This is a genomic window from Rhodovulum sp. (assembly GCF_011048875.1).
GTDB lineage: Bacteria > Pseudomonadota > Alphaproteobacteria > Rhodobacterales > Rhodobacteraceae > Rhodovulum > Rhodovulum tesquicola.
Window position 1 is genome coordinate 1 of record NZ_DSDD01000020.1, and the last position, 12336, is coordinate 12336.

Genomic DNA, 12336 nt, shown 5'->3' on the forward strand with positions numbered 1-12336 from the left:
AGCGTTGCGCGGTCGGGCGGGATGGGCGTCTCGGCGCGGGGGTCGGCCAGCGCGCGCAGGCGCAGTGTCAGGTCGGCGCCTGCGCCGCGCAGCGGGTCGCGGTCTTCGAGCAGGGCGGCGAGCGGGGCGGCCTGTGTGCCCGCGATGGCCAGCATGTGGCCGAGCCGGGGATGCAGCGGCAGCGCGGCCAGCGCGCGGCCGTGATCGGTGATGCGGCCTGTGCCGTCGAGCGCGCCGAGGGCGGTGAGCAGCGCGCGCGCCTCGGCCAGAGCGCCGGGATTGGGCGGCGTCAGCAGGGCCAGCGCGCCGGGATCGGCCGTGCCCCAGAGCGCGAGGTCGAGCGCGAGCCCGGTCAGGTCGCCCGCGACGATCTCAGGCGGGGGGAAGGCGGCGAGCGCGCCCTCCTCGCCGCGGGTCCAGAGCCGGTAGCAGCGCCCCGGCGCCACCCGCCCGGCGCGGCCGCGGCGCTGGTCGGCCTCGGCGCGGGTGACGCGTTCGGTCACCAGCCGGGCCATGCCCGAATTCGGGTCGAAGCGCGCGCGCCTTGCGCGGCCGGCATCGACGACGACGCGGATATCCTCGATCGTCAGCGAGGTTTCGGCGATGGCGGTGGCAAGGACGATCTTGCGCCCCTCGGGCTCGGGGCGGATCGCGGCGTGTTGCTCGGCGAAGGGCAGGGCGCCGTAAAGCGGGCGGATATGGCAATCGGGCGGCAGGCGGGGGGCAAGGGCGGCGGCGCAGCGGCCGATTTCCCCCTCGCCGGGCAGGAAGACGAGGAGGCCGCCCTGCGTTTCGGCCAGCGCCTGGGCGACCAGATCGGCCGTGGCCTCTGGCAGGCGGGCGCGTTTGGGCAGGGGGCGGTCGAGCCAGAAGGTCTCGACCGGGAAGGCGCGGCCTTCGGAACTGACCAGCGGGGCGTCGTCCAGAAGGGCGGCCACCGGGGCGGCGTCCAGCGTGGCCGACATCACCAGCAGGATCAGGTCCTCGCGCAGTGCGCCGCGCACCTCCCATGCCAGCGCAAGGCCCAGATCGGCGGCAAGCGAGCGTTCGTGGAACTCGTCGAAGATGACCGCGCCGATGCCATCGAGCCCGGGATCGGACTGGATCATCCGGGTCAGGATACCTTCGGTCACGACCTCGATGCGGGTGTTTCGTCCGACCTTGGCCTCGCCGCGGATGCGGTAGCCGATCGTTTCGCCGACATCCTCGCCCAGCGTCTCGGCCATGCGCTCGGCGGCGGCGCGGGCGGCCAGCCGTCTTGGTTCCAGCATCACGATGCGGCCCCCCGTCAGGCCCGCCTGCAACAGCGCCAGCGGCACCCGCGTCGTCTTGCCCGCACCCGGGGGGGCTTGCAGCACGGCGCGGCCGGCGCGGGCAAGCGCCGCGATCAGGTCGGGCAGGGCGGCGTCTATGGGCAGGGGCGTCATGGCCTTGGGTTATGGGCGAAACCGCCCCGCTTCGCCAGAGGGCCGGGCAGGGGGGTGGCCAGAGGGGTGGACAGCCCCCCGCACACGCGGCAAGAGAAGGACCGCGCAGCAGCGGAGCCGCCCATGGATATCGAGGATCTTGCCACCCGCATCCGCGCCGGCGAACGCCGGGCCCTGGCGCGTGCGATCACCCTGATCGAAAGCGGGCGGGCCGATCACCGGGCCGCCGCGCGGGCCTTGCTGGACCTGTTGGCCGATGCGCCGGGGCAGGCGCTGCGCATCGGGCTGTCGGGCACGCCGGGAGTGGGCAAGTCCACCTTTGTCGAGAGCTTCGGCATGATGCTGACCGGGCAGGGGCACAAGGTCTCTGTGCTGGTGGTCGACCCGTCCTCGGCGCGGTCGGGCGGCTCGATCCTGGGCGACAAGACCCGGATGGAGCGGCTGAGCCGCGACCCCAACGCCTTCATCCGCCCCTCGCCCAGCCAGTCGGCACTGGGCGGCGTGGCGCGGCGTACGCGCGAGGTGGTGAGCCTGTGCGAGGCGGCGGGCTTCGACATCGTGCTGATCGAGACGGTGGGCGTGGGCCAGTCCGAAACCATGGTCGCCGAGATGACGGATCTGTTCATCCTGCTGATGGCGCCCGCGGGCGGCGACGAATTGCAGGGCGTCAAGCGCGGCATCATGGAGATGGCCGACCTGATCCTGGTGAACAAGGCCGATGGCGACCTGAAACCGGCGGCGGAACGCACGCGGTCCGATTACGCGGGCGCGCTGCGGCTGTTGCGCCGCCGCCCGCAGGATCCGCCCGATTTCCCCAAGGCGATCTGCGTCTCTGCATTGCAGGAGGCGGGGCTGTCGGATGCCTGGGCCGAGATGCAGGCGCTGGCCCAATGGCGGCGCGAAACCGGGCATTTCGAGGCGCGGCGGGCCGAACAGGCGCGCTACTGGTTCGCCGAGGAGGTCCGGCGCGGGCTTCTGGCGCAGCTTGACCACGATCCCGCGATGCGGGCGCGGATGGCGGCGCTGGGCGCGCAGGTGGCGGCGGGCGAGACCAGCGTGGAACGGGCCACCGCCGAGATGCTGACCGCGCTGGGGGCCGCGCCGTGAAGCCCTTTCTGGTGCTGCAACTGCGCCCCGAGACCGAGGCGGCGGATGACGAGTTCGCCGCGATCCTGGCCAAGGGCGGGCTGTCCCCCGATCAGGTGCGGCGCATCCGGCTGGATGCCGAACCGCTGCCCGCGGGGCTGGAGCTTGACGCCTGTTCGGGCGTGATCGTGGGCGGCGGGCCGGGCTGCGTCTCGGACCCGGAGGCGGCGAAATCGCCCGTCGAGCGGCGGATCGAGGCCGCGGTCATGGGGCTGATGCCCGAGATCACCGCGCGCGACATCCCCTATCTGGGCTGCTGCTACGGTATCGGTATCCTCGCCCATCACCTGGGCGCCGAGGTGTCGAAGCGGCGCTATTCCGAACCCGTCGGCGCCACCACCTGCCATCTGACCGAAGAGGGGCGCCTTGATCCGCTGCTGGCGGGCCTGCCCGACAGCTTCCGCGCCTTTGTCGGCCACAAGGAGGCGGTGCAGGCGCTGCCGCCGGGCTGCGTGCATCTGCTGGCCTCGGACCCGTGCCCGTTCCAGATGATCCGCTACGGGGCGAACGTCTATGCCACGCAGTTCCACCCCGAGGCCGACAGCGCGGGGTTCGAGCTGCGCATCCGCATCTACCGCGACCGCGGCTATTTCCCGCCCGAAACCGCCGATGACCTGGTGGCGATGTGCCGGGCCGAGGATGTGCGCCTGCCCGAAACGATCCTCAGGCGCTTCGTGGCGCGCCATGCATGCCATTGACCCCTATTCCCCATGAATCGCTTGACGCCCCCCGGGATTGCCCGTAATGCACGCCGACGGAATTCGCGGCGCTGCCCCTGCGGCGCCCCCTGCTATTCGAGACGAGGAAGAACCCCATGTCGCGCGTCTGCGAACTGACCGGTAAAGGGCCGATGGTCGGCAACAATGTCAGCCACGCCAACAACAAGACCAAGCGGCGCTTCCTGCCGAACCTGAACGATGTCACGCTGCTGTCGGATGCGCTGGGTCGCTCGTTCAAGCTGCGCATCTCGGCTGCGGCGCTGCGCTCGGTCGATCACCGCGGCGGGCTGGACGCCTTCCTGGCCAAGGCGCGCGAGGACGAACTGTCCAGCAAGGCGCTGAAGATCAAGAAGGATATCGAGAAGGCCCGGGCTACCTCCTGACGCGCCCTCCGGATCCTGCCTGCCGGCCCCGCGCGACCCGAGGGGCCGTTTGCATCGGCGCTGCACCCTCGACAGGCGCCGCCCGCCCGGTATGGCTGACGCAACCCGCCGGCGCTGCGGCACATGACAGGGGAGGGACGCATGAAGCTGTTGAGGGTGGGCCCCGCGGGCCAGGAGAAACCGGCGATCCTGGATGCCGGGGGCGGGATGCGCGACCTCGCGGGCCGCGTCCCCGATTTCGCCGGGCCGGGCGTGTCGCTCGAGGCGCTCGAGGCGATCCGCGCGCTCGATCTGTCCACGCTGCCGCTGATCGCACCGGGCGCCCGGATCGGCGCCTGCCTCGCCGCGGTGCCGAACTTCCACGCGATCGGGCTGAACTACGCCAGACACGCCGCAGAAACCGGCTCGAAACCGCCGGCCGAGGCGATCCTGTTCACCAAGGCCAGCTCCTGCCTGTCCGGCCCCTTCGATCCGGTCGTGATCCCGCGCGGGTCCGAAAAGACCGACTGGGAGGTGGAACTGGGCGTGGTGATCGGGCGTGCGGCTGAGAATGTCTCCGAAGCCGACGCGCTGGCCCATGTGGCGGGCTATTGCGTGGTCAATGACGTGTCGGAACGCGCCTTCCAGCTTGAACGCGGCGGCCAGTGGATCAAGGGCAAGTCGGCCCCCAGCTTCGGCCCCATCGGCCCCTGGCTGGTGAGCGCCGACGAGGTGCCCGATCCCCAGGCGCTGGCTCTCTCGCTCGATCTGAACGGGGAACGGGTGCAGGACAGCGACACCTCGGACATGATCTTTTCGGTGCGCCGGATCATCAGCTACATGAGCCGCTTCATGCGGCTGGTGCCGGGTGACCTGATCGCCACCGGCACGCCTGCGGGCGTGGGAATGGGAATGAAGCCGCCGCGCTTCCTGCGCCCCGGCGACGTGATGGAAATGCGCGTCGAGGGGCTGGGCCAGCAGCGCCAGCAGGCGGTCGCCGCCCCCTGATCCGTCCTTCTTCTGGCCGGAAATATCCCGGGGGGAGTCCGCAAGGACGGGGGGCAGCGCCCCCCCCCCGCCCGCTCAGACGAAGCGCACCGACCGGGCCAGCGGCAGGCTGCGTATCCGCTGGCCCGTCGCTGCGAAGATCGCGTTCGCCAGGGCCGGGGCGGCGGGCGGCACGGGGGGCTCGCCGATCCCGCGCACTGGCCCGCCGCTGCCTAGTGCCTGCACGACGATCTCGGGGCATTCGCCGATCCGCATCGCGCGGTAGCTGTCGAAATTCGCCTGCTCGACCCGGCCCTCGGCATGGGTCAGTTCGCCCCAGATCGCGTGGCCTAGCCCCCAGATCACACCGCCCTGGATCTGGTTCTCGATATTCACCGGGTCCAGCACCCGGCCGACCTCCGCCACGGCAAGGACCCGGTCGATGCGGATACCCTCCGCGGTCGCGGTCACCTCGACCACCTCGGCGCAGGGCACGCCGAAGGACAGGCAGAAAGCCAGGCCCCGTCCGCGCCCCGGTCCCGGATCTGTGCCCCATCCCGATAGCTGGCCCACCGCCTCCAGCACCCGGGCGGAGGGCGCGTGGGTGCAAAGCCGCAACCGTTCTTCCAGCGGGTCGGCGCCCGCCGCGTGGATCAGCTCGTCCATGAGGCTTTCATGGAAGAAGGCATTGGCCGAGGCCCCGACCGAGCGCCAGGAACCGACCGGCACCGTTTCGGGCGCGCGATGGCCCGTCACGCGACAGGACGGGATCGCGAAGGGCTGGTCCCAGGCGCCCGCGACGATAGCGGTGTCGGGGCCCATCGTCGGCACCCCCAGCCGCCCCATCTGCGAGGCCGAGACCGAGGGCGCGGCGATCGCCAGATCGAGCGCCGCGACCTGCCCGCCCTCGACCCGGCCGCGGCCGCGCGCGATGGCGGCCGGGCGGGGGAAATCGCGGGCCATGTCCTCTTCGCGCGACCATGTCAGCCTTACGGGCCGTCCTTCGGCCGCCCGGGCGAGGCGCACCGCCTGGTCGATGAAATCATTCTCCAGCCGGCGGCCGAAACTGCCGCCCATCGGCAGCGCGTAAAGCCCGACCAGATCCTCGTGCAGCCCCGAAAGACGCCGTGCGGTGTCGATCACGAAGCGCGGGATCTGGGTGCCCGCCCGCAATTCCAGCATGCCGTTGCGGAACCAGGCGAAGGCGGTCATCGGTTCCAGCGGCGCATGGGCGAGGAAGGGCACGCGGTATTCGGCCTCGACATCCGCGCCGCCCGCCAGCGCGGCCTCGACGTCGCCCTCGTTCTTCAGGCGGCTGTCGCGCCGCGTCTCGAACGCGCCCGCGATGCTGTCGAACAGCGCCTCGGTATTCGCGGGCGAGGGAGCGGGACCCCATTCGATCTCGACCGCCTTCGCGGCCTGAAAGGCGCGCCAGGTGTTGTCGGCCAGCACGCCGATGCCGTCGGGGAGGCGCATGACCTTGACCACCCCGCGCATCGCCTCGGCCCGGCTGGCATCGACATGCAGCACGCCGCCGCCGCGTGCGGGATTGGTGCGCACCGTGGCAAACAGCATCCCCGGCGCGGTCTGGTCGATGCCGTAGCGCGCGGTGCCGGTCGATTTGGCCACGATGTCGAGCCGCTGCATCGGCTTGCCCAGGATCCGCCAGTCGGAGGGGTCCTTGAGCGTGACCTTGCGCGGTTCCAGCAGCCTGCTCGCGGCGGGGGCAAGCTCGACATAGGACAGCCGCGTGCCGTCGGGCGCGATCACGGCGCCCGCCTCGGTGCGCAGCGCGGCCTCGTCCAGGCCCAGCCGCCGGGCGGCGGCGGTGACCAGCATCGCGCGCGCCGTGGCGCCGGCCATGCGCAGCCGGTCATAGGCGTCGGGCACGGTGGTCGAGCCGCCGGTGATCTGAAGCGACATCAGCTTGCCGACCATCGCGCCGGTCTCGCGCGCGGTCTCGGCCAGCCAGCCGGTATCGGTTGCGGCGAAAGGCAGCCCCTCGGCAACGATGCGGGCATTGTAATAGGCCGGGGCGGGGATACCGGGATCGGTGCGCACCGCCGCGAGCGGGTAATCCAGTTCCTCGGCAAGCAGCGCGGCCTGGATCGAGATCGCGCCCTGGCCCATCTCGGCGCGCGGGGTGATCAGCGTGACCCCGGTCTGGTCGATCACCACATAGGGCGTCAGCGCCGCCATGCCCGGCGGCAGGTCCTTGGACAGCGGACTCGAATAGGGCTGGCGCAGCGAATAGACGCCCAGCGCAAGGCCTCCCGCCACCGTCGCCGCCCCGATCAGGAAGCCTCGCCGCGCGATCTTGCCCATGCCTGTCATGGCTCAGCCCTCCCGAAGCTTGTCGGCGGCCAGCTGCACCGCTGCGCGGATCCGCGGATAGGTGCCGCAGCGGCAGAGATTGGTGTCGAGCGCGGCGTCGATCTGCGCCGCGTCGGGCTGGGGCGTCTCGGCCAGAAGGGCGGCGGCGGCCATGATCTGGCCCGACTGGCAATAGCCGCATTGCGCGACCTGGGTTTCGATCCAGGCGGCCTGAACGGGATGCGGCGCCTCGGGCGTGCCCAGCCCCTCGATGGTGGTCACGGGGCCATCGACATCGCCCGCCGCGATCTGGCAGGACTGCACCGCGCGCCCGCCCAGATGCACGGTGCAGGCGCCGCACTGGCCGATGCCGCAGCCGTATTTCGTGCCCGTCAGGCCCAGCACATCGCGCAGCACCCACAGAAGCGGCATCTCGGGTTCGACATCAACCTCGTGCTCGGTTCCGTTTACGGTCAGCCTCATGGCGGCCCGGCCTCCTTCGCGGCGGATCCCCTGGCGCCCAATCCAGGGCGCCGGGCGCATCAATCACCCGTTTCGGCCCGGTTTGGCAACGCCATGCGGCCGGGCGGGGCCGTCACGGCTGCGTGGGTTGTGGTCCGGGGCGGCGGCGCTATGCTCGTGCCTGCCCGTGCGGGTGGCCGGGCAGGAGGGGACCGACAGGCATGCAGAAACGGACGATCCAGACCCGGCCGATCGAGGGGCAGAAACCCGGCACATCGGGGCTGCGCAAGAAGACCCGCATCTTCATGGGGCCGCATTACCTGGAGAATTTCGTCCAGGCGGTCTGGAACGCGATCGGCGGGGTGCAGGGCAAGACCCTCGTGCTGGGCGGCGACGGGCGCTATTTCAACGACCGCGCGGCGCAGGTGATCCTGCGCATGGCGGCGGCGGGCGGCGCGGCGCGGGTGATCGTGGGGCAGAACGCGCTGCTGTCCACCCCCGCGGCCTCGAACCTGATCCGCCAGCGCGGGACGGATGGCGGCATCATCCTGTCGGCCAGCCACAATCCCGGCGGTCCGGAGGAGGATTTCGGGGTCAAGTTCAACGGCCCCAATGGCGGCCCCGCGTCCGAAGAGCTGGGCGCGCGCATTTTCGAGGCGACCGGGCGGCTGGAGAGCTATGCCATCCTCGAGGCGCAGGATGTGGACCTGTCGCAGCTTGGCGCCACACGGCTGGGCGACATGGTGGTGGAAATCGTCGACCCGGTTGCCGATTACGCGGCGCTGATGGCGCGGCTGTTCGATTTCGGCGCCATCGCGCGGCTGATCGCGGGCGGCTTCACGATCCGGTTCGACGCGATGCATGCGGTCACGGGGCCTTACGCCAGGGCGATCCTTCAGGACATGCTGGGCGCGCCCGAGGGCAGCGTGGTCAATGCAGTCCCCAGCCCCGATTTCGGTGGCGGGCATCCCGACCCGAACCCGATCTGGGCGAAGGACCTGGTCGACCTGGTGATGGGGCCGGATGCGCCCGATTTCGCCGCGGCCTCGGACGGGGATGGCGACCGGAACATGATCCTGGGCCGCGGCATCGTGGTCACGCCCTCCGACAGCCTGGCGGTGCTGGCCGCGAATGCGCATCTGGCGCCGGGCTATGCGCGGGGGCTGGCAGGCGTGGCGCGCTCGATGCCGACCTCGGCCGCGGTCGACCGGGTCGCGGCGGCGCGCGGCCTTGCCCTTTACGAGACGCCGACGGGGTGGAAGTTCTTCGGCAGCCTGCTGGATGCCGGCCGGGTGACGCTGTGCGGCGAGGAAAGTGCCGGGACCGGATCGGACCATGTGCGCGAGAAGGACGGGCTTTGGGCAGTGCTTCTGTGGCTGAACATCCTGGCCGAGACAGGGGCTTCGGTGGCGGACATGCTGCGCGCGCATTGGCGGGAGTTCGGCCGCAACTACTACGCCCGCCACGATTACGAGGCGCTGGATGCGGGGCTTGCCGGGGCGATGCTGGACGATCTGCGCGCCCGCCTGCCCGGGCTTGTCGGGACGCAGGCCGCAGGGCGGCGGATCGTGGTGGCAGACGAGTTCGCCTATGACGATCCCGTCGATGGCAGCCGGTCCGAGGGGCAGGGGCTGCGGATCGGGCTCGAGGGCGGCGCGCGGATCGTCTTTCGGCTGTCGGGCACCGGGACCGAGGGCGCGACGCTGAGGGTCTATCTGGAGGAGTATGTCGACGCGCCCGGGCGGCTGGACCTGCCGGTATCCGAGGTGCTGGCGCCGGTCATCGCCGCCGCCGACGAGATCGCGGGAATCACCGCGCGCACCGGCCGCAGCGGACCCGACGTGGTGAGCTAGCCCTCCCGCCCCCGGCCCGCGCGGGGCGCGCTGCGCGCCCCGCTTGTCCGCGGTTGGGCGTGGCCGCGCGCTGGCGCGCGCGGTGCCTCCGGCGGGGATATTTGAGGCCAGAAGAAGGGCCAGAAGACGGGTGGGCCTGATCCTGTCCTTCTTCTGGCGTCAAATATCCGATGTCGGTCGCGTCGGGTTGCCGAAGGGGTCGGGGTCGTAGGCCACCGCGGCGAGGAAGAGCCCCGAGGGTGGGCAGACCGGGCCGCAGGCGGCGCGGTCGCGGGCCTCGAGGGCGGCGCGGACACGCCCGGGCGGCCAGGCCCCCGCGCCGACGCGTTCCAGCGTGCCCACGATGCTGCGCACCTGGTTGTGCAGGAAGCTGCGGGCGCGCAGGTGGAAGCGGAATTCCTGTCCGTCCGGCTTCGCCAGTTCCTCGATCTCAAGCGCATCGAGCGTCTTGATCGGCGATTTCGCCTGGCAGAGCGCGGCACGGAAGGTGGTGAAATCGTGCCGCCCGATCAGGTGCTGCGCGGCCTGCTGCATCGGGGCGAGTGCGAGCGGGTGGGGCACCTGCCAGACCCGTGCGCGCTCGAGCGTCATCGGGGCGCGGCGGGCGACAAGGCGAAAGAGGTAGCGCCGTTCGAGCGCCGAGAAGCGGGCGTGGAACTCATCGCCCACCCGCGCGCAATCCAGCACGGCAACGGGCGCGGGGCGCAGGTGGTGGTTCAGCGCCTGGGCCAGTCGGAACGGGTCCCAGTCCTTGCGCAACTCGCAATGGGCGACCTGGCCCAGCGCGTGCACGCCGGCATCGGTGCGCCCGGCGGCGGCGATGGCGGGCAGGCCGGGTTCGAGACGGGCGAGCGCCGCCTCGATGGCGCCTTGCACCGAGGGGCGGTCGGCCTGGCGTTGCCAGCCGGAAAACGGCGTGCCGTCATATTCGATCTTCAGTGCGTAGCGGGGCATCACCGGTCGTTACCGCGACAATCCTTCCCTGGCAATCGCCTATCCCGGGGCTGGCGCGGGCGGGGCGTCGGGCTTACCTTGGCCGGAGCCGTGAAAGGAGCAAGCTTGCGCATTGGCGATATTGCCGACGGGGTGACGCGCGGGGTGGAGGGGATTGCCGCCTCGATGTCCGAGACCTTCCTGGAGCCGGTGATCCGGCTGGGCGTGACGGGGTTGTCGCGGGCGGGAAAGACCGTCTTCATCACCTCGCTGGTGGCGAACCTGATGGAGCGGGGGCGGATGCCGCAATTGCGTGCCGCCGCCTCGGGGGCGATCTCGGCCGCCTATCTGCAGCCCCAGCCCGACAATACCGTGCCGCGTTTCGACTACGAGACGCATCTGGCCGCGCTGACCGGGACCGATCCGCATTGGCCCGAGTCGACCCGCGCGGTCTCCGAGTTGCGGCTGTCGATGAAGGTCCGTCCGGGCGGGATCGGCGGGCTTCTGGGTGCAGTGACGGGGCCGCGGACGGTGCATCTGGACATCGTGGATTATCCTGGCGAGTGGCTGCTGGATCTGGCGCTGATGGAACGCGGCTATGCCGAGTGGTCGGCCGACACGCTGGCGCGGATGCGCGAGCGGCCGGGGGGCGTGGCCTTTGCCGCGGCGCTTGCCCTGGCCGATCCGGGCGGGAAGTTCGACGAGGTCCAGGCCCAGGGGCTGGCTGCGGCCTTTACCGATGCGTTGCAGGCGGCGCGTGAGGCGGGGTTTTCCGATTGCACGCCGGGCCGGTTCCTGTTGCCGGGCGAGTTGGCGGGCTCGCCCGTGCTGACCTTTGCGCCCTTGCCCGAACCCGGCGCCGCGACGCCGCGCGGCAGCCTGTGGCGCGAGATGGAGCGCCGCTACGACGCCTACAAGGCCGAAGTGGTCAAGCCGTTCTTCCGCGAGCATTTCTCGCGGATCGACCGGCAGGTGGTGCTGGTGGACGCGCTGGGCGCGATCCATGCGGGTCCGCGCGCGGTCGAGGATCTGCGCCGCGCGATGACCGAGATCCTGGGTGCGTTCCGGCCGGGCCGCAATGCCTGGCTGAGCCAGTTGCTGCTGGGGCGGCGGGTCGAGAAGATCCTGTTCGCCGCGACCAAGGCCGATCATCTGCATCACACCCAGCATCCCCGGCTGACCGCGATCATTCAGGCGCTGATGCGCGACGCCCGCCGCCGCGCCGATTTCGCGGGTGCCGAGACTGCCGCCATGGCGATCGCCGCGCTGCGCGCCACGGTGGAGGAGACCCGCAGCCGTGGCGGCGAAAGCTATGACTGCGTGCGCGGGACCTTGTTGGACACCGGGCGCGAGGCGGCGCTTTATCCCGGCGAGTTGCCCGAGGATCCGGGCCAGCTGCTGGAGGCGGCGCGGGACGGGGCCGAGGCGTGGCTGGACGCCGAATACGAGGTGATGCGCTTTGCGCCCGCGCGGCTGACCTTGCGCCCGGGCGAGGGGCCGCCCCATATCCGGCTGGACAAGGCGGCCGAGTTTCTGCTGGGGGATCGGCTGAGATGACCCGTCGCCCGGTGCTTTTCGACCTCGAAGGCGAGGGGGACAAGTCCGGCGCGGGGCCGGAGGGGCAGCCCGATCCGGCCGCGGCAGCGAAGCGGGCCGAGCGGGAGCGGGCGGAACGGCAAGCGCTGGCCGAGGCAAGGGCGGAACAGGCCCGGATCGAGCGGGAGCGCGCGCAGGTCGAACGGCTGGAGAGGGAGCGCGCCGAGCGGGACCGGCTGGAGCGCGTGCGGTTGGATCGGGAGCGGCGCGAGCGCGAGCGGGTCGAGCAGGAACGGCAACGGGCCGAAGCCGAGCGGCTGGAACTTGCCCGGGTGGAGGCCGAGCGGGCCGAACGCGAGCGTGTCGAGCGCGAGAAGGCCGAGCGGGCGCGTGCGCAGGCCGAGCGTTTGGAACGAGAGCGCGTCGAGCGCGAACGGGCCGAGGCCGAGCGGCTGGAACGCGCGCGGATTGAACGGGAACGGCAGGAGCGGGAACGGTTGGAACAGCAGCGAGAGCGGGACGCAAGGGTAAGCGCGGCGGGCCGCGAAGTCCGCAGGGCCAGGGCGCCGCTTCTGTTCGAGGCGGACGAGGCCGAGGC

10 protein-coding genes and 1 pseudogene are annotated in these 12336 nt (G+C 71.5%); 7 read left to right on the forward strand and 4 right to left on the reverse strand.

Annotated features, from left to right (window positions below; all coding sequences use genetic code 11):
• Positions 1–1427 (reverse strand): ATP-dependent helicase HrpB (hrpB, locus tag ENN83_RS00715; protein ID WP_287182905.1); only part of this gene is annotated, 1427 nt, incomplete at its 3' end.
• A 123-nt stretch (positions 1428–1550) separates the two neighbouring features.
• Between hrpB and meaB the strand changes: the two genes are divergently transcribed.
• From meaB to ENN83_RS00735, 4 genes are all read left to right on the forward strand, one after another.
• Complete coding sequence (gene meaB / locus ENN83_RS00720) at positions 1551–2534, forward strand: methylmalonyl Co-A mutase-associated GTPase MeaB (protein ID WP_287182908.1); 984 nt, start codon at positions 1551–1553, stop codon at positions 2532–2534.
• The gene (locus tag ENN83_RS00725; protein WP_287182911.1) at positions 2531–3271 is read left to right on the forward strand and encodes a glutamine amidotransferase; all 741 of its coding nucleotides are present in this window, start codon (positions 2531–2533) and stop codon (positions 3269–3271) included. Before meaB ends, ENN83_RS00725 begins: the two co-directional genes overlap by 4 nt.
• A 116-nt stretch (positions 3272–3387) precedes the next feature.
• Positions 3388–3675, forward strand: coding sequence for a 50S ribosomal protein L28 (gene rpmB / locus ENN83_RS00730; protein ID WP_287182914.1), 288 nt, complete (start codon positions 3388–3390; stop codon positions 3673–3675).
• Positions 3676–3816: 141 nt separating this feature from the next.
• The gene (locus ENN83_RS00735) at positions 3817–4662 is read left to right on the forward strand and encodes a fumarylacetoacetate hydrolase family protein (RefSeq protein WP_287182916.1); all 846 of its coding nucleotides are present in this window, start codon (positions 3817–3819) and stop codon (positions 4660–4662) included.
• A 75-nt stretch (positions 4663–4737) separates the two neighbouring features.
• On the opposite strand, the gene ENN83_RS00740 is transcribed toward ENN83_RS00735, so the two are convergent.
• Both ENN83_RS00740 and ENN83_RS00745 read right to left on the reverse strand, forming a co-directional pair.
• Positions 4738–6975, reverse strand: coding sequence for a xanthine dehydrogenase family protein molybdopterin-binding subunit (locus ENN83_RS00740; RefSeq protein WP_414707598.1), 2238 nt, complete (start codon positions 6973–6975; stop codon positions 4738–4740).
• A 3-nt stretch (positions 6976–6978) separates the two neighbouring features.
• On the reverse strand, positions 6979–7437 hold the full coding sequence (locus ENN83_RS00745) for a (2Fe-2S)-binding protein (protein WP_287182919.1): 459 nt from the start codon (positions 7435–7437) through the stop codon (positions 6979–6981).
• A 200-nt stretch (positions 7438–7637) separates the two neighbouring features.
• On the opposite strand from ENN83_RS00745, the gene ENN83_RS00750 reads away from it, so the two are divergent.
• A complete protein-coding gene (locus ENN83_RS00750; protein ID WP_287182922.1) occupies positions 7638–9269 on the forward strand; it encodes an alpha-D-glucose phosphate-specific phosphoglucomutase in 1632 nt (543 codons plus the stop codon).
• Between the two features lie 159 nt (positions 9270–9428).
• Here the strand turns inward: ENN83_RS00750 and truA are convergent, their stop codons facing one another.
• Positions 9429–10223, reverse strand: coding sequence for a tRNA pseudouridine(38-40) synthase TruA (truA, locus tag ENN83_RS00755; RefSeq protein ID WP_287182925.1), 795 nt, complete (start codon positions 10221–10223; stop codon positions 9429–9431).
• Positions 10224–10328: 105 nt separating this feature from the next.
• On the opposite strand from truA, the gene ENN83_RS00760 reads away from it, so the two are divergent.
• The gene (locus ENN83_RS00760) at positions 10329–11759 is read left to right on the forward strand and encodes a YcjX family protein (protein ID WP_287182928.1); all 1431 of its coding nucleotides are present in this window, start codon (positions 10329–10331) and stop codon (positions 11757–11759) included.
• Positions 11756–12336: pseudogene (locus ENN83_RS00765) on the forward strand (hypothetical protein); the annotation flags it as partial. The gene ENN83_RS00760 and the pseudogene ENN83_RS00765, both read left to right, overlap by 4 nt.